Origin of the sequence: Polaribacter cellanae, from assembly GCF_017569185.1 — a bacterium.
In the GTDB taxonomy this organism is placed as follows: domain Bacteria; phylum Bacteroidota; class Bacteroidia; order Flavobacteriales; family Flavobacteriaceae; genus Polaribacter; species Polaribacter cellanae.
The window spans coordinates 2,219,115-2,237,366 of the sequence record NZ_CP071869.1 but is presented as its reverse complement, the minus strand read 5'-3'; the positions used below and the strand labels follow the sequence as shown (position 1 = coordinate 2,237,366).

The following is an 18,252-nucleotide window of genomic DNA, read 5'->3' as shown; positions in this document are numbered from 1 at the left end:
GGCTCATTTACTTACTGGGCTACTGGTAAGCTACTGGGCTTTGGCGAGTTAATACAGAACAGTATTTATAATTGTAGGATTGCTTCATCTAGTACTGTTGCAATTGTTTTTTTAAGTTGTTGGTATTCTTCGTAATTGGTGATTTCATATAAGTGTCTGCCTGTTTTGTCTTTTTCTCTTAATTGTATTCTTTGGGTATTGATGAGTTGTAAATGATAGCGTTTTACAGTGGATAAAGGGATTCGTAATAGGATGCTAATTTGCTTATTGGTAAAGGTTGTTTGTTGATGTTCTTTCAAGTAAGTTTTTAGTTTCTCAAAATAGTTTCTACACGCTCCTGTAATGGTATCTGACTTTCTCAAGAGAACCTCTTGTAGTAGTTTATTGGCTTCTTTAATATCTTCTATCGTAGTTTCTATATATTCTTCTCCTGTTTCTTCATCATAATTTTTTTCTCTTTGATGCTGATGATAAAAGGTCACAGCTTCTATAAATTGTAAGTAATGTGCGTTGGTTCTTCTGGGTTTAAATACTGCCGATGGCAGACATAGATTTTCGGCATATGGGTTGCGAATCGCAACGGATGATAACATTCTTTGTACATTTTTAAGCATTTCTTTTGCTTGTAACTCTTGGTCTAATGTTATCTTGCCTGCGGAGGCTCTCCGCTGGTATTGCATTATTCGTTCATCTTGTTCCTCACTTTCATCTATGTACAGCAGGAAGCTCCTGTTGCTATTGTCTTCGTAGATACTTTCTTGTGTGGTGCATCCTGCTATACATACTGGACCTTCTACGGTTAAGTGGATGGTTTTGGTATTTCCTCTGGTGTCTTTATGTACGACTGTTTTGGTTATTTTGTGTTTGGATTGTAATTCTCTGATGGCATATAGGGCATTTCCTGCTCCGTCTAAGTCCTCAATGAGGACTAATTGGTTTTTAAGCTCTGTACGGTTAAAATAGTAGAATGCATTTTCTGATAATACGGTTATTTCTACTTTGTCTTCTTCTGGAATGAGTTCTGATACTTTAGATTGTAAATGTGTTTTTCCTGCGCCACTACTTCCTAAACTCATACAGTGCAATGGATTGTTTGCTTTTCTTGATGTAAAAATGAGGTACATTAATAATCGGTTTGTAACTTCTCCTATGACACCGCTTTTACCTATTAACTCATTTGTTTTTTCTAATAGATTTTTAGAGGTTAGTAACTTTAATGCTTCTTTTTCTTCGGCTTTTGTGAGTGTTTTTACGGTTATTTTGTCTGCTTCTAATGCTGCTAATTGTGAGAGTCTATAGGTTTCTAACTCGTTAATTAAATCTTGGATGGTTCTTCTAACGATACTAGTTCCTATTTCTAATCGTTCTGCTATTTTTCTGACTAATTTTTCTACTTGGGTATCGTTATATAAATCTAGATTGTGTCTTAATTTTAAATGGGTTTCTTGCTTTTGGATGCTGATGGTTACTCGTAATCTGTCTAAATGATTTAGTCTAATGCCTCCTAATATTTCTATCAGTAAGTGGGTGGTTTCGTAATGGTAGCTGTTTGGATTATTTGTGTTGAGTTGCATTGTTGATAAGTTGTAAAATATAACTATTAAGGTGTAAATATACCTATTTCGTTTTATAAAACAAACTTACAATGTATTTTTATACCTAAAAAAGTATCTTATATTTGTATTTCAACACTCTTTAAGGTGTATTTTAATAATATGAGTTTTTCTAAAAGATTGTCGGAGTTACGTAAACAGCATAAGTTCTCGCAAAGTGAGTTAGCCACTAAAGTGGGTATTCACAACAATGTATTAGGACGTTATGAACGTGGAGAAGCTAACCCATCTATTGAGGTAGCCACTAAACTTTCTGACGTTTTAGGTGTTTCTTTAGATTATTTGGTAGGGAAAACAGACTTACTTTTGGATGATACTATTGTAGATAAAATTCTAACCATACAACAGCTTCCTACTGAAGATAAAGAACATATTCTTTTTGCTATTGATGCGCTTTTAAGAGATGCTAAAGCTAGAGCGACGTATTCTAAATAAAAAAACCACAACTTGCGCTGTGGTCTCTTATTTAACTTATGATAAAGATTTCTCTAAATATCCTTGTTCTTTAAAGTAAGATTCTAAATCTTCTATAAATTGTTCTTTTTCAAAACCTTTTATAGTCTTGCTCATTAAAACCTCTTTAGTAACTTCAAATATTTTTGATACTAATAATTGTTTTCTTTCTTCTTCACTTGCAGGCTTAAAAGTATCAAAGTCTAATTTTAGCTCATATTCTAAAGCTGGTTGATTTCTTAATACTTTAGGAGGACGCACTACACAAAATGCTTCAAAATCCTTGGATACACATATGACACTTATATAAATCTTAAGGATTCTTTCTCCGTATTCTTTATCTTTAAAAAAATCATTTAACTTATCTGCAAGCTTATATGTTATCCTACCTTCTTCAAAGGTAAATTCTCTAGAAAATTCTGGTCCTATATTAAATTCCATAATTATTTTTATTATTATCTAAATATCTTATTTCCAGGAGGAAGTGAACCTGTTGCTAAATAATGTCCATAAATCATAATCTTTTCTTGAACCTTTATTTCGACTGTATTTCCGAAGAAAAGAGGTCGCGCTGTTACACCGCCAGGAACCATACCATCTAATTCAGATCGAGTATATCTTCCATTAATTCCTTTAGTGGTTTCTCCATATTTCCATACTTCACCCGCATTTAAATACACTGAATTCCCTCTAACATCTGTATAAGTTCCTGATAAATTTACTGTTAGCATATATGTCATTCCTGGAGGACCTCCCTCTTTTTCTAATATTCTTTGTATTTCTTTTTCTTGTTTTGCATATGTCCAATTAGCATCAGCAGCAGCTAAAACTGCATCATTAATAGAATTTATAATTGCTACTGTACCATAAGCCGCACCGTAAACTAAAATTAAATCTAAAGCATAAGATATAGCTACAGCATCCATAATCGGTAGTGGTCCATCTGAAGCAGCTAAAGTTCCTAACATTGATCCACTCGATAGTAACTTTTCTTTTGGACTATCAACACTTAGTTTATACTTATTGTCTATTTTACCATCTTCTCCTTTACTACAATTTGGGTCACCTGGTGGACAATCAGATGGAGAATCATCACTTGCCTCATAAATAGTTGTATAATCTTTACCTTCAGTTAATGTATGCCAATTACCATCTAAATCTTGAAGCCTCATCGTTCTAGCATCAGCTCCACTTGGATCTGCCCAAAAGACAGGGTTATTATCAAAAGCAGTATAAGTAGACATACTCCAATGAGTTACTGGATCAATAGATGTCCAACGAGCTATAGCGGGGTCATAACTTCTAAAATTCATTTCCATTAGATTCAACCCAAGAGATTCTTCTAATTCCATGCCATTATACCCAAACTTCTGTGCCAGTGGATTTCCAGCCCCAAGAATTTTCACGTTATTATATCCGCGATGTTTCAAACCAAAGGGATAGTAGTTTACGCGTTTTTTTTAACAACGGTCGCATTTTTATCACGTACTTACTCCAAAAAATTTACAAAAAAGAACGTCCTTACCTCATTAACCTACCTTTTGTAAATATAAAAAAATATGATGAATATTTCCAAAGCTATGTTACATAATTGGGCATTATAGTACATTCCTTTAATTCCTGTACTATAATACATTTATGTAAAATAGCCGACTGCTACCATAGCTTGTATTGAGCTTGACGAAAGGTACTTGGTATTTGTTAATGCTTTGCTATCGCAAACTGTACGCAAGAAGTTTACATTTTAAAAATTGTCGATTTTCCTCGCTTTTTCCAGCCTCTAAATCGTCAACTTTTAAAACGTTTTGATGAGAACTTACGTTTTATTTTTAGTAGAAAAAGAGGTGGCTGATGCGTGGATTTTCTACTAAAAATAAAATGACTTGTTTTTCATAATATTGTTTGCACGAGTTGTACAAAAAAACGAGCAAAGAAGTAAGACAAGCTTTTTCGCTTGACGTCTTTTTGCGAAGCTTTTTTTTGTACAAATTCGGAGCGTTGGCTTACGTAGTAAAAATTAAAGGATTCGTAGTGCGTGGGCAGAAGTGGCTGTAAAAAAGCGTTGGAAGAGCGGCTATTTTACATAATAGCAGTTATAACTACAAAATAAATTATGCCAGCGTTAGCGTACTTTTGAAGCGCATTTTGCTATTATAACTTCTATTATGTAACTTAGCTTGGGGTAGATTTTATGGCAGATTTTTTGTTTTTGAGCGTGGGCAAACAGCTCTTTGGAGTTGTGAGGAACGAACAAGCTACAATGTGCTGTTTTATGCGTTGGTTTACAAAAAATATGACGTAAAAACTACAGAAGTGATGGCAAGCGTGGGCTGATTCTGATTGGTTTTTTTGCGAGCTTGTGACGTTGAACAAGCGAAGTTTTTATCTTATTTCTTCATTCTTTTTCTTGCTATTTCTGGATTTCTTCTTGTGTGTAAAACTCCAAAAATTACAATTCGTTTTTGCTGTTCTTCCACTAAATAAAAAATTGCATAAGGAAAACGAGTGACTAAAGATTGTCGTAATTCTTTGTATTTTCTTTGATAATGTTGTGGATATTCTCCAATATAATCTATCTCTTTATTGACTTCTATTTTAAATTCTTCTCCTAATCCTTCTCTTTCTTTGTTGTACCACTTTTTTGCTTTTTTTAAATCTGTGTGTACAATTGGGAGTAATTTAATGCTATAACTCATTTACCAATTTTCTTTTACAGCTGACCAATCTAAAACATCATCAGGATTTTCTTTATAGCTTTTTAAACGATTGTCTAATTCTTTTTTGTGTGCAGTTGAGATTTCTTGGTGTTCTTCTTTTTCTTGCTTTAAAACACGTTCTAAAGTAGCCATAATGCTTTCTTTTTCTACATCAACTAATTGTTGTATAAAATTGTATTTTCTTAATTGCAAGTCCATAACTGTCGTGTTTTTAGCATAACAAATGTACAATTTTTGTTCCATATTTTTTCTATGAGATTGGATGGAAGTTGTTAACGATTTCGTGTAAACTTTCTAAATCGTCTTGTAAGTATCTTTCTGTTGAACTTATATAACGATGTCCAGCTAAAACCTGTACTTGTCTTAAATTGTATTGTTTTAACCAGTTTGTAATTACTGAAGCTCGTATTTGATTTCCATTATTTACTTTATGATTTATCTTTTTTAATTTCTTTAAAATAAATTGGATTGTATTTCCTAATCTTGCATTGTTTGGTATAAATAATCGTTCATTTTCCATGTTCCATTTTAACTTTATTTCTTCTCTAATTTCTTTTACATATTCTAATAATTCTATGACTTGCCACGATTTTAATTCTAAGGTTCTTGCGTTACTTCTTGCACCACTTTTTATATAAATTTTTCCTTTGTATAGCTGTAAATCTTGAATTTCTAGTTTGATGAGTTCACTTGTATTTAAACCTTGATAGACTAATAAACCAACTATTATTTTATTACGTTTTGCTGTTAATTTATGATAGCTGTCTTTGATGTTTTCAGTTTCGTAAGAATAGTATAAATCTTCTAATTCGTCTGCTTCTAATACGTTGTAATTGATGGTTCTTTTTACACCTTTAATATTGATATTTTCTATTGGATTGTCTATTCTATAATTTTCTGATAACAGATATTTAAAGTATATTTTTAAGGTTCCTATTTTATGCTTTATTGTCTTTTTTGTGGTATTTTTTCTTTGTAAATATTTGATGTATTTTAAAAATGTTTTGTAATCTATTAGATCTGGAGTTGTATGATTTCTCTTGCACCATTTTACAAAGTTTTCTGCTCCTTTTGTGTAACTTTCTATCGTTGTTAAACCGTAACTTTCTTTCTGTAAATAACTTCTATAATCATTCATTTTCAAGTGTTTTAAGCAAGTGTGTGTAAATTTGTGTAGATTCTAAAGAACTATGGCCTAAAAAAGTTTTGATGTTTTCTAACTTTACTTCGTGTTGCAATAAATGAGTTGCAATTGAGTGTCTTAATGTGTGAAGTGTGATTCTCTTTTCTGCTATTTCTTTGTTGTTGGTGGCTTGTACTATTTTCTGTAATCTGTTGGCTAAACTCATTCCATTTAAACGAGTTCCTCTCTTACTAATAAATAAGGCTTCACTTAAATATGCATCTTTAAATTGCAATCTTGCTTCAAAAATATAATCTTCTAATAGTTCTGCATTCTTTCTGTTTATAGGAACAAAACGCTCTTTATAATTCTTCCCTTTTCTAACAAATATTCTTTCTTTATCAAAAAATATATCATTCGTATTTAGATGTACAGCTTCATTTCTTCTTAATCCACAACTGTATAAAACGACTAAAATAGCTTTGTCTCTTAATTTAAATTTAGTTTCTGTATGGCTAAATTCTGTTGCTTTAAAAAGTTCTTTTATTTCTGATTGTGTTAAGATATTTAGCTTTTCTTCTGTTGGGTTTTTCTCTGATTTTAAATGGATATTTATTCCTGTATGATTGTGGTTAGTCAAATATTCTTTGAACTTTTTTAAGGCTTGTTGATGTTTGTTTAAATAGCTTTTACTTAATCCTCCACTTTGTCTTTCGTTGGCTCTTTCTTGCAGATAATTGTAATAATTTTTTACGGTTTTAGTAGTAATTTGATTGATGTTTTTAATGTGGTTTTGTTCCAGATAATAGAAGAACTCTTGTAAGTGGTTTGGCAAGTAATAGACTGTACTTTCTGCATAGCCTAAAATGTCTAACCATTCTTTATAATTGGCAACAAATAGTCTATAACTCTCGTTTTGTAATTTTAGTTTCTTCATTTTTTTGGCTGTAGTGGCTCACTACTTTTTTCATTCCCTTGACCTTTTTTAAGTTTTAATGGCGATGTAGATTTAAGTTTCTTTTATTCAGTATTTTAACTTCGCCATTTTAATGGTGGCGAACTTATGACGAAGTGGCGAAGTTGATGTTAGCAATACAATCTTGTAATGATTTATCTATCTGACTTTTAAGGTTTGTATATTCCTCTATATCCACAATTTCATAATGATACATTTTACCTTTTTCTGCTTTTACTTTTCTAATATATTGTTCTGCTAATAGTTGCTTATTGTATCTTCTTAATGTGGTTTCTTTTAATCGTAGTTTTCTTCTGATTTCAGAACTTGTAAACGTGGTTTGTTTATTTTCTTGTAAATAGGCTTTTAGATTCTCTAAATGATTTCTAATTGCTCCTGTAAGTGTGTCAGATTTTCTTAATAGAACTTCTATAATTAATTCGTTAGCTTCTTTAATATCTTCGATTGTGGTTTCTATAAATACTTCTCCTGTTTCTTCATTTACTTGTTGCTCTCGCTGATATTGTTTGTAAAATGTAATTGCTTCTATAAATTGTAAATAGTGGCTGTTGGTTCTTCTTGGTTTAAAAACCGATTGTGGCAACTCTAAATATTCTGCAAATGGATTAATTACTTTTATGGGCTTTAAAACTCGTTGCACATCTTTTAACAATTCTCTTGATTTGTGTTCCTGGTCTTCGTTTATTTTTCCTGCACTTATAAGCCTTTGGTAATTCATTATTCTACTATCTTGTTCTTGACTTTCATCTATATACAGTAAAAAACTTCTATTAGAATTATCTTCGTAAATGCTTTCTTGTGTGGTACAACCTGCAACAGATACAGGACCTTCAACTGTTAAATGGATGGTTTTTGTATTTCCTCTTGCGTCTTTATGAACAACTGTTTTTGTAATTCTCTTTTTAGATTGTAATTCACGAAGTGGATAGAGTACAGATTCTGCTCCGTCTAAATCTTCTATTAAAATAAGTTTGTGTTGTAATTCTGTTCTATTGAAGTAGTAAAAAGCGTTTGCAGATAATACTGTAATTTCTACTTTATCTTCTTCAGGTATCAGTTCTGATACTTTAGATTGTAGATGAGTTTTCCCAACTCCCGAACTTCCTAAACTGATACAATGCAATGGATTGTTTGTTTTTCTACTTGTAAAAATTAAATACATTAATAATCTATTTACTTGTTCTCCAATAACTCCAGCTTTACCAATCAATTCATTTGTTTTTGGTAGTAAATCCTTTCGTTTTAAGAACTTTATAGCTTCTCTTTCTTCGGTTGCAGATAATTCTTTAAAATAAGGTTTATGCGCTTCTTCATATTGTTGTATAAGTAAAAACCTATAATTTTCTAATTCTTTGGTTACTTCTTGTAATGTTCTTCTAACGATACTTGTTCCTACTTCTAATCGTTCTGCTACTTTCCTAACAAACTTTTCTACTTGATTATCGTTGTATAAATCGAGTGTATGACGTAAAATGTTTTCTTGTTTTAGTTTTTGGATAGATAACGTAATTCGTAAACTCTCTAGTTTATTGGTCTTTATTCCGCCTAAAATGTGAATTTCTAAATGTTTTGTGATGTATTCGTAGTTGTTGGAGTTACTTGTATCTAACATTGTTAAAAAGTTTTAATAATCATATTTGACTACAAATATATACATTTTGTTTATTTATAAATATATACTTTGATTATTATTTTTAACAGTATTACATTTTATGTCTATAATTAACTAACTTTGTATATCATTTTTGATGTTTCATTTACTAATTCAGTACACTTATGTCGTTTGGAGATAACTTAAAAAAAAATACGTGCAGAGAAAGATATTTCGCAAGGAGACCTTGCTAAAATGATAAATGTACACGCAACACATATTTCAAGATATGAACGTAATTTAACATCACCAACTATTGATGTGGCTAAAAAGATTGCTGATGCGTTAGAAGTTTCTACAGATGCGCTTATTTACGGTTCTAACGAACAGATTATAAATAACAAACTAAATGATGAAGAACTATTACAATTATTTCATAAAGTGCAAAAGCTAGATGATGAAAATATTACAAGCGTAAAAGCAATGCTTAAAGCGTTTGTATTTCAAAAAGATATTCAAAAACAACTCGCATAAAACTACCCTAAAAAACCTGAATCATCTATTTCTAAAACAGTATTATCTTCTTGATAATTTCTAGCACTTGAGTATTTCCAATCAATTGCATCCGTTACAAAACCACTTGCTACTGGATTATTATGGATGTAATCTATTTTTTGTTTGATTACTTTTTCGCTCCACAATTCTATAGGTTTATTATGATGTTGCCAAAACTGATATTTACTGGTAGTTGCATTCTTTTTTCCTGCTCTTTTAAACATCCATAATAACCATTCTTTTCTACTTTCTTGTGGATTACTTTCTATAGATTCTATGACTTTTTTAGATGTATGACGTTTAAAATCTCTTAATAATTCTGATGGTTGTTCGTTAGCACTTCTAAAGATAAAATGGATATGACTTGGCATAAAACAATAACAATATAATTCTAGCCCTTTCTCTTTTCTACAATAACTTACACTGTCTGCTAAAACATCAAAATATACTTGTCTTGTAAATACATCTAACCAATTTATAGTCGCAAAACTTGCAAAATATAAACCTGCTTTATTATGGAATTTATATTTTCTACTCATAACAATACTAAAATACAAAAAGCTACGCTTGTAGCATAGCTTTTTGTTCTTATTGTTAACGGTACTAGCAAATGCTAGCACTAGCGTGTGCGTGACATACTAGCGCCATCTGGGGTTTAGAAATAGCGTGTGCCAGGTTGTATCATCAACTAATCTGTACCATTACCAGAAAAAGCATCATTAAAAAAAATTGTAAAAAAGCAAAGAAAATGAATAAATACAATTTTCTTAATTCATTTTTTATTACACTATTTTTTATTTTAAGAAGCTGAAAAAAGTTTGTTATCTTATTTTTCTTTGCTATTCTGTTAATTTTTAAAACAGAATATAGTATTAAGGTAACAGCTATTAAAAACGAGGTAATCATTAATATTATCATTCTTCTTCTTCATTTTGATTATTTATTATATACATATAACCACTAATATTATCATAATAAGATTGTAGTTGTTCTTTTGAAAAACTTGTTGCTCCTTCATTCGATTTAAGAAAATCTTTGGTTATGTCTAATATCCCATTAAGAGCATTTCCATATTCCTTATTACCTTTAAAGGTATCTGTAATAAAATTTTTAATCTCATCTGAAGAAAGTTTTCCAATTGTACCTGTATTACTCAGATTTAAATACACACCAAGACCTATTCCTGGGCCAGCAGAAATTGTAGCTCCAATATATTGATTTTTAGGTGCAGTAAAAGCATCAATCCAATCTTCTCCATCTGAAGTAAAAGAGAAATTTATTTCACCTGCTAAAGATATAACTTGTCCTCCAAATAAGCCTACTTCTGCACCAGCTCCTGCTAAATCGTCAACTGTTGGAGCTGCACTAATACTTACACCTACTCCTGCTCCTGCTCCTGCTCCGAAGAATAATCCCGCTCCATAAGAATATTGTAAAGCTACATTACCTTTTACATCAGCAGCTAGTTGAATAGAAGCATAACCTCCAACAGCGCTTCCACCTCTAACTTCTCCATTTAAAACTACTGCCTCTAATCCCTCTAATTCAATTGCATCTATAACTCTATTTTCAGAAAAATTATACGTCCCATTGTGAACAAAATCTTCAGCTAATGGGTCAATATTAAAAAACCTCCCTATCGCAGGGTCAGCATTTCTCCATTTAAAAGAAGACCAATTCAAATTTAAATCTTCTTGTAATTCTTGTCCTTGGAACCCAAACTTCTGCGCGGTACTATTCCCATTAGAACTTACCACATTATTGTATCCTTTATGTTTTAAGCCAAAGGGATAGTAGTTTACGCGTTTTTTTTAACAACGGTCGCATTTTTATCACGTACTTACTCCAAAAAATTTACAAAAAAGAACGTCCTTACCTCATTAACCTACCTTTTGTAAATATAAAAAAATATGATGAATATTTCCAAAGCTATGTTACATAATTGGGCATTATAGTACATTCCTTTAATTCCTGTACTATAATACATTTATGTAAAATAGCCGACTGCTACCATAGCTTGTATTGAGCTTGACGAAAGGTACTTGGTATTTGTTAATGCTTTGCTATCGCAAACTGTACGCAAGAAGTTTACATTTTAAAAATTGTCGATTTTCCTCGCTTTTTCCAGCCTCTAAATCGTCAACTTTTAAAACGTTTTGATGAGAACTTACGTTTTATTTTTAGTAGAAAAAGAGGTGGCTGATGCGTGGATTTTCTACTAAAAATAAAATGACTTGTTTTTCATAATATTGTTTGCACGAGTTGTACAAAAAAACGAGCAAAGAAGTAAGACAAGCTTTTTCGCTTGACGTCTTTTTGCGAAGCTTTTTTTTGTACAAATTCGGAGCGTTGGCTTACGTAGTAAAAATTAAAGGATTCGTAGTGCGTGGGCAGAAGTGGCTGTAAAAAAGCGTTGGAAGAGCGGCTATTTTACATAATAGCAGTTATAACTACAAAATAAATTATGCCAGCGTTAGCGTACTTTTGAAGCGCATTTTGCTATTATAACTTCTATTATGTAACTTAGCTTGGGGTAGATTTTATGGCAGATTTTTTGTTTTTGAGCGTGGGCAAACAGCTCTTTGGAGTTGTGAGGAACGAACAAGCTACAATGTGCTGTTTTATGCGTTGGTTTACAAAAAATATGACGTAAAAACTACAGAAGTGATGGCAAGCGTGGGCTGATTCTGATTGGTTTTTTTGCGAGCTTGTGACGTTGAACAAGCGAAGTTTTTATCTTATTTCTTCATTCTTTTTCTTGCTATTTCTGGATTTCTTCTTGTGTGTAAAACTCCAAAAATTACAATTCGTTTTTGCTGTTCTTCCACTAAATAAAAAATTGCATAAGGAAAACGAGTGACTAAAGATTGTCGTAATTCTTTGTATTTTCTTTGATAATGTTGTGGATATTCTCCAATATAATCTATCTCTTTATTGACTTCTATTTTAAATTCTTCTCCTAATCCTTCTCTTTCTTTGTTGTACCACTTTTTTGCTTTTTTTAAATCTGTGTGTACAATTGGGAGTAATTTAATGCTATAACTCATTTACCAATTTTCTTTTACAGCTGACCAATCTAAAACATCATCAGGATTTTCTTTATAGCTTTTTAAACGATTGTCTAATTCTTTTTTGTGTGCAGTTGAGATTTCTTGGTGTTCTTCTTTTTCTTGCTTTAAAACACGTTCTAAAGTAGCCATAATGCTTTCTTTTTCTACATCAACTAATTGTTGTATAAAATTGTATTTTCTTAATTGCAAGTCCATAACTGTCGTGTTTTTAGCATAACAAATGTACAATTTTTGTTCCATATTTTTTCTATGAGATTGGATGGAAGTTGTTAACGATTTCGTGTAAACTTTCTAAATCGTCTTGTAAGTATCTTTCTGTTGAACTTATATAACGATGTCCAGCTAAAACCTGTACTTGTCTTAAATTGTATTGTTTTAACCAGTTTGTAATTACTGAAGCTCGTATTTGATTTCCATTATTTACTTTATGATTTATCTTTTTTAATTTCTTTAAAATAAATTGGATTGTATTTCCTAATCTTGCATTGTTTGGTATAAATAATCGTTCATTTTCCATGTTCCATTTTAACTTTATTTCTTCTCTAATTTCTTTTACATATTCTAATAATTCTATGACTTGCCACGATTTTAATTCTAAGGTTCTTGCGTTACTTCTTGCACCACTTTTTATATAAATTTTTCCTTTGTATAGCTGTAAATCTTGAATTTCTAGTTTGATGAGTTCACTTGTATTTAAACCTTGATAGACTAATAAACCAACTATTATTTTATTACGTTTTGCTGTTAATTTATGATAGCTGTCTTTGATGTTTTCAGTTTCGTAAGAATAGTATAAATCTTCTAATTCGTCTGCTTCTAATACGTTGTAATTGATGGTTCTTTTTACACCTTTAATATTGATATTTTCTATTGGATTGTCTATTCTATAATTTTCTGATAACAGATATTTAAAGTATATTTTTAAGGTTCCTATTTTATGCTTTATTGTCTTTTTTGTGGTATTTTTTCTTTGTAAATATTTGATGTATTTTAAAAATGTTTTGTAATCTATTAGATCTGGAGTTGTATGATTTCTCTTGCACCATTTTACAAAGTTTTCTGCTCCTTTTGTGTAACTTTCTATCGTTGTTAAACCGTAACTTTCTTTCTGTAAATAACTTCTATAATCATTCATTTTCAAGTGTTTTAAGCAAGTGTGTGTAAATTTGTGTAGATTCTAAAGAACTATGGCCTAAAAAAGTTTTGATGTTTTCTAACTTTACTTCGTGTTGCAATAAATGAGTTGCAATTGAGTGTCTTAATGTGTGAAGTGTGATTCTCTTTTCTGCTATTTCTTTGTTGTTGGTGGCTTGTACTATTTTCTGTAATCTGTTGGCTAAACTCATTCCATTTAAACGAGTTCCTCTCTTACTAATAAATAAGGCTTCACTTAAATATGCATCTTTAAATTGCAATCTTGCTTCAAAAATATAATCTTCTAATAGTTCTGCATTCTTTCTGTTTATAGGAACAAAACGCTCTTTATAATTCTTCCCTTTTCTAACAAATATTCTTTCTTTATCAAAAAATATATCATTCGTATTTAGATGTACAGCTTCATTTCTTCTTAATCCACAACTGTATAAAACGACTAAAATAGCTTTGTCTCTTAATTTAAATTTAGTTTCTGTATGGCTAAATTCTGTTGCTTTAAAAAGTTCTTTTATTTCTGATTGTGTTAAGATATTTAGCTTTTCTTCTGTTGGGTTTTTCTCTGATTTTAAATGGATATTTATTCCTGTATGATTGTGGTTAGTCAAATATTCTTTGAACTTTTTTAAGGCTTGTTGATGTTTGTTTAAATAGCTTTTACTTAATCCTCCACTTTGTCTTTCGTTGGCTCTTTCTTGCAGATAATTGTAATAATTTTTTACGGTTTTAGTAGTAATTTGATTGATGTTTTTAATGTGGTTTTGTTCCAGATAATAGAAGAACTCTTGTAAGTGGTTTGGCAAGTAATAGACTGTACTTTCTGCATAGCCTAAAATGTCTAACCATTCTTTATAATTGGCAACAAATAGTCTATAACTCTCGTTTTGTAATTTTAGTTTCTTCATTTTTTTGGCTGTAGTGGCTCACTACTTTTTTCATTCCCTTGACCTTTTTTAAGTTTTAATGGCGATGTAGATTTAAGTTTCTTTTATTCAGTATTTTAACTTCGCCATTTTAATGGTGGCGAACTTATGACGAAGTGGCGAAGTTGATGTTAGCAATACAATCTTGTAATGATTTATCTATCTGACTTTTAAGGTTTGTATATTCCTCTATATCCACAATTTCATAATGATACATTTTACCTTTTTCTGCTTTTACTTTTCTAATATATTGTTCTGCTAATAGTTGCTTATTGTATCTTCTTAATGTGGTTTCTTTTAATCGTAGTTTTCTTCTGATTTCAGAACTTGTAAACGTGGTTTGTTTATTTTCTTGTAAATAGGCTTTTAGATTCTCTAAATGATTTCTAATTGCTCCTGTAAGTGTGTCAGATTTTCTTAATAGAACTTCTATAATTAATTCGTTAGCTTCTTTAATATCTTCGATTGTGGTTTCTATAAATACTTCTCCTGTTTCTTCATTTACTTGTTGCTCTCGCTGATATTGTTTGTAAAATGTAATTGCTTCTATAAATTGTAAATAGTGGCTGTTGGTTCTTCTTGGTTTAAAAACCGATTGTGGCAACTCTAAATATTCTGCAAATGGATTAATTACTTTTATGGGCTTTAAAACTCGTTGCACATCTTTTAACAATTCTCTTGATTTGTGTTCCTGGTCTTCGTTTATTTTTCCTGCACTTATAAGCCTTTGGTAATTCATTATTCTACTATCTTGTTCTTGACTTTCATCTATATACAGTAAAAAACTTCTATTAGAATTATCTTCGTAAATGCTTTCTTGTGTGGTACAACCTGCAACAGATACAGGACCTTCAACTGTTAAATGGATGGTTTTTGTATTTCCTCTTGCGTCTTTATGAACAACTGTTTTTGTAATTCTCTTTTTAGATTGTAATTCACGAAGTGGATAGAGTACAGATTCTGCTCCGTCTAAATCTTCTATTAAAATAAGTTTGTGTTGTAATTCTGTTCTATTGAAGTAGTAAAAAGCGTTTGCAGATAATACTGTAATTTCTACTTTATCTTCTTCAGGTATCAGTTCTGATACTTTAGATTGTAGATGAGTTTTCCCAACTCCCGAACTTCCTAAACTGATACAATGCAATGGATTGTTTGTTTTTCTACTTGTAAAAATTAAATACATTAATAATCTATTTACTTGTTCTCCAATAACTCCAGCTTTACCAATCAATTCATTTGTTTTTGGTAGTAAATCCTTTCGTTTTAAGAACTTTATAGCTTCTCTTTCTTCGGTTGCAGATAATTCTTTAAAATAAGGTTTATGCGCTTCTTCATATTGTTGTATAAGTAAAAACCTATAATTTTCTAATTCTTTGGTTACTTCTTGTAATGTTCTTCTAACGATACTTGTTCCTACTTCTAATCGTTCTGCTACTTTCCTAACAAACTTTTCTACTTGATTATCGTTGTATAAATCGAGTGTATGACGTAAAATGTTTTCTTGTTTTAGTTTTTGGATAGATAACGTAATTCGTAAACTCTCTAGTTTATTGGTCTTTATTCCGCCTAAAATGTGAATTTCTAAATGTTTTGTGATGTATTCGTAGTTGTTGGAGTTACTTGTATCTAACATTGTTAAAAAGTTTTAATAATCATATTTGACTACAAATATATACATTTTGTTTATTTATAAATATATACTTTGATTATTATTTTTAACAGTATTACATTTTATGTCTATAATTAACTAACTTTGTATATCATTTTTGATGTTTCATTTACTAATTCAGTACACTTATGTCGTTTGGAGATAACTTAAAAAAAATACGTGCAGAGAAAGATATTTCGCAAGGAGACCTTGCTAAAATGATAAATGTACACGCAACACATATTTCAAGATATGAACGTAATTTAACATCACCAACTATTGATGTGGCTAAAAAGATTGCTGATGCGTTAGAAGTTTCTACAGATGCGCTTATTTACGGTTCTAACGAACAGATTATAAATAACAAACTAAATGATGAAGAACTATTACAATTATTTCATAAAGTGCAAAAGCTAGATGATGAAAATATTACAAGCGTAAAAGCAATGCTTAAAGCGTTTGTATTTCAAAAAGATATTCAAAAACAACTCGCATAAAACTACCCTAAAAAACCTGAATCATCTATTTCTAAAACAGTATTATCTTCTTGATAATTTCTAGCACTTGAGTATTTCCAATCAATTGCATCCGTTACAAAACCACTTGCTACTGGATTATTATGGATGTAATCTATTTTTTGTTTGATTACTTTTTCGCTCCACAATTCTATAGGTTTATTATGATGTTGCCAAAACTGATATTTACTGGTAGTTGCATTCTTTTTTCCTGCTCTTTTAAACATCCATAATAACCATTCTTTTCTACTTTCTTGTGGATTACTTTCTATAGATTCTATGACTTTTTTAGATGTATGACGTTTAAAATCTCTTAATAATTCTGATGGTTGTTCGTTAGCACTTCTAAAGATAAAATGGATATGACTTGGCATAAAACAATAACAATATAATTCTAGCCCTTTCTCTTTTCTACAATAACTTACACTGTCTGCTAAAACATCAAAATATACTTGTCTTGTAAATACATCTAACCAATTTATAGTCGCAAAACTTGCAAAATATAAACCTGCTTTATTATGGAATTTATATTTTCTACTCATAACAATACTAAAATACAAAAAGCTACGCTTGTAGCATAGCTTTTTGTTCTTATTGTTAACGGTACTAGCAAATGCTAGCACTAGCGTGTGCGTGACATACTAGCGCCATCTGGGGTTTAGAAATAGCGTGTGCCAGGTTGTATCATCAACTAATCTGTACCATTACCAGAAAAAGCATCATTAAAAAAAATTGTAAAAAAGCAAAGAAAATGAATAAATACAATTTTCTTAATTCATTTTTTATTACACTATTTTTTATTTTAAGAAGCTGAAAAAAGTTTGTTATCTTATTTTTCTTTGCTATTCTGTTAATTTTTAAAACAGAATATAGTATTAAGGTAACAGCTATTAAAAACGAGGTAATCATTAATATTATCATTCTTCTTCTTCATTTTGATTATTTATTATATACATATAACCACTAATATTATCATAATAAGATTGTAGTTGTTCTTTTGAAAAACTTGTTGCTCCTTCATTCGATTTAAGAAAATCTTTGGTTATGTCTAATATCCCATTAAGAGCATTTCCATATTCCTTATTACCTTTAAAGGTATCTGTAATAAAATTTTTAATCTCATCTGAAGAAAGTTTTCCAATTGTACCTGTATTACTCAGATTTAAATACACACCAAGACCTATTCCTGGGCCAGCAGAAATTGTAGCTCCAATATATTGATTTTTAGGTGCAGTAAAAGCATCAATCCAATCTTCTCCATCTGAAGTAAAAGAGAAATTTATTTCACCTGCTAAAGATATAACTTGTCCTCCAAATAAGCCTACTTCTGCACCAGCTCCTGCTAAATCGTCAACTGTTGGAGCTGCACTAATACTTACACCTACTCCTGCTCCTGCTCCTGCTCCGAAGAATAATCCCGCTCCATAAGAATATTGTAAAGCTACATTACCTTTTACATCAGCAGCTAGTTGAATAGAAGCATAACCTCCAACAGCGCTTCCACCTCTAACTTCTCCATTTAAAACTACTGCCTCTAATCCCTCTAATTCAATTGCATCTATAACTCTATTTTCAGAAAAATTATACGTCCCATTGTGAACAAAATCTTCAGCTAATGGGTCAATATTAAAAAACCTCCCTATCGCAGGGTCAGCATTTCTCCATTTAAAAGAAGACCAATTCAAATTTAAATCTTCTTGTAATTCTTGTCCTTGGAACCCAAACTTCTGCGCGGTACTATTCCCATTAGAACTTACCACATTATTGTATCCTTTATGTTTTAAGCCAAAGGGATAGTAGTTTACGCGTTTTTTTTAACAACGGTCGCATTTTTATCACGTACTTACTCCAAAAAATTTACAAAAAAGAACGTCCTTACCTCATTAACCTACCTTTTGTAAATATAAAAAAATAT

The 18,252-nt window shown here is 30.7% G+C and carries 19 protein-coding genes and 1 pseudogene; 3 read left to right on the top strand and 17 right to left on the bottom strand.

Annotated features, from left to right (window positions below; genetic code table 11):
• Positions 1-65 precede the first annotated feature (65 nt).
• Positions 66-1,574: an MTBMA_p00010-related P-loop-containing protein gene (locus J3359_RS10000; protein WP_208076758.1), complete on the bottom strand. Its 1,509-nt coding sequence runs from the start codon at positions 1,572-1,574 to the stop codon at positions 66-68.
• Between the two features lie 141 nt (positions 1,575-1,715).
• Here J3359_RS10000 and J3359_RS09995 point away from each other — a divergent pair, with 141 nt between their 5' ends.
• On the top strand, positions 1,716-2,048 hold the full coding sequence (locus J3359_RS09995; protein WP_208076757.1) for a helix-turn-helix domain-containing protein: 333 nt from the start codon (positions 1,716-1,718) through the stop codon (positions 2,046-2,048).
• Positions 2,049-2,084: 36 nt separating this feature from the next.
• Here the strand turns inward: J3359_RS09995 and J3359_RS09990 are convergent, their stop codons facing one another.
• From J3359_RS09990 to J3359_RS09960, 7 genes and pseudogenes are all read right to left on the bottom strand, one after another.
• Positions 2,085-2,507 carry an Imm44 family immunity protein gene (locus J3359_RS09990; protein ID WP_208076756.1) on the bottom strand — a complete coding sequence of 141 codons (423 nt, stop codon included), beginning with the start codon at positions 2,505-2,507 and terminating at the stop codon, positions 2,085-2,087.
• Positions 2,508-2,521: 14 nt separating this feature from the next.
• Positions 2,522-3,499, bottom strand: a pseudogene (locus J3359_RS09985) (RHS repeat-associated core domain-containing protein); the annotation flags it as partial.
• 954 nt (positions 3,500-4,453) lie between these two features.
• Entirely contained in the window at positions 4,454-4,762 is a 309-nt protein-coding gene (locus J3359_RS09980) for a type II toxin-antitoxin system RelE/ParE family toxin (protein WP_208076754.1), read from the bottom strand.
• Entirely contained in the window at positions 4,763-5,026 is a 264-nt protein-coding gene (locus tag J3359_RS09975; protein ID WP_243765891.1) for an addiction module protein, read from the bottom strand.
• A gap of 7 nt (positions 5,027-5,033) precedes the next feature.
• Positions 5,034-5,921, bottom strand: coding sequence for a tyrosine-type recombinase/integrase (locus J3359_RS09970; RefSeq protein ID WP_208076753.1), 888 nt, complete (start codon positions 5,919-5,921; stop codon positions 5,034-5,036).
• Positions 5,914-6,843: a tyrosine-type recombinase/integrase gene (locus J3359_RS09965; protein ID WP_208076752.1), complete on the bottom strand. Its 930-nt coding sequence runs from the start codon at positions 6,841-6,843 to the stop codon at positions 5,914-5,916. Before J3359_RS09965 ends, J3359_RS09970 begins: the two co-directional genes overlap by 8 nt.
• A 124-nt stretch (positions 6,844-6,967) precedes the next feature.
• A complete protein-coding gene (locus J3359_RS09960) occupies positions 6,968-8,494 on the bottom strand; it encodes an MTBMA_p00010-related P-loop-containing protein (RefSeq protein WP_208076751.1) in 1,527 nt (508 codons plus the stop codon).
• A 192-nt stretch (positions 8,495-8,686) separates the two neighbouring features.
• Between J3359_RS09960 and J3359_RS09955 the strand changes: the two genes are divergently transcribed.
• Positions 8,687-9,007, top strand: a complete 321-nt coding sequence (locus J3359_RS09955; protein WP_302850219.1) for a helix-turn-helix domain-containing protein — start codon at positions 8,687-8,689, stop codon at positions 9,005-9,007.
• A gap of 2 nt (positions 9,008-9,009) precedes the next feature.
• Here J3359_RS09955 and J3359_RS09950 read toward each other — a convergent pair whose 3' ends face one another.
• The 7 genes from J3359_RS09950 to J3359_RS09920 form a co-directional block, all read right to left on the bottom strand.
• The gene (locus J3359_RS09950) at positions 9,010-9,567 is read right to left on the bottom strand and encodes an REP-associated tyrosine transposase (RefSeq protein WP_208076749.1); all 558 of its coding nucleotides are present in this window, start codon (positions 9,565-9,567) and stop codon (positions 9,010-9,012) included.
• Positions 9,568-9,942: 375 nt separating this feature from the next.
• Positions 9,943-10,785 (bottom strand): hypothetical protein, encoded by an 843-nt coding sequence (locus tag J3359_RS09945; RefSeq protein WP_208080527.1) that lies wholly within the window; start codon positions 10,783-10,785, stop codon positions 9,943-9,945.
• A gap of 981 nt (positions 10,786-11,766) precedes the next feature.
• Positions 11,767-12,075 (bottom strand): type II toxin-antitoxin system RelE/ParE family toxin, encoded by a 309-nt coding sequence (locus J3359_RS09940; RefSeq protein ID WP_208076754.1) that lies wholly within the window; start codon positions 12,073-12,075, stop codon positions 11,767-11,769.
• Positions 12,076-12,339 carry an addiction module protein gene (locus tag J3359_RS09935; RefSeq protein WP_243765891.1) on the bottom strand — a complete coding sequence of 88 codons (264 nt, stop codon included), beginning with the start codon at positions 12,337-12,339 and terminating at the stop codon, positions 12,076-12,078.
• Positions 12,340-12,346: 7 nt separating this feature from the next.
• A complete protein-coding gene (locus J3359_RS09930; RefSeq protein WP_208076753.1) occupies positions 12,347-13,234 on the bottom strand; it encodes a tyrosine-type recombinase/integrase in 888 nt (295 codons plus the stop codon).
• Positions 13,227-14,156, bottom strand: a complete 930-nt coding sequence (locus J3359_RS09925) for a tyrosine-type recombinase/integrase (RefSeq protein WP_208076752.1) — start codon at positions 14,154-14,156, stop codon at positions 13,227-13,229. Before J3359_RS09925 ends, J3359_RS09930 begins: the two co-directional genes overlap by 8 nt.
• Before the next feature lie 124 nt (positions 14,157-14,280).
• Positions 14,281-15,807, bottom strand: a complete 1,527-nt coding sequence (locus J3359_RS09920) for an MTBMA_p00010-related P-loop-containing protein (protein WP_208076751.1) — start codon at positions 15,805-15,807, stop codon at positions 14,281-14,283.
• Positions 15,808-15,971: 164 nt separating this feature from the next.
• On the opposite strand from J3359_RS09920, the gene J3359_RS09915 reads away from it, so the two are divergent.
• Positions 15,972-16,319, top strand: coding sequence for a helix-turn-helix domain-containing protein (locus J3359_RS09915; protein ID WP_208076750.1), 348 nt, complete (start codon positions 15,972-15,974; stop codon positions 16,317-16,319).
• Between the two features lie 2 nt (positions 16,320-16,321).
• Here J3359_RS09915 and J3359_RS09910 read toward each other — a convergent pair whose 3' ends face one another.
• On the bottom strand, positions 16,322-16,879 hold the full coding sequence (locus J3359_RS09910) for an REP-associated tyrosine transposase (RefSeq protein ID WP_208076749.1): 558 nt from the start codon (positions 16,877-16,879) through the stop codon (positions 16,322-16,324).
• 375 nt (positions 16,880-17,254) lie between these two features.
• Positions 17,255-18,097, bottom strand: coding sequence for a hypothetical protein (locus tag J3359_RS09905; RefSeq protein WP_208080527.1), 843 nt, complete (start codon positions 18,095-18,097; stop codon positions 17,255-17,257).
• Positions 18,098-18,252 lie beyond the last annotated feature (155 nt).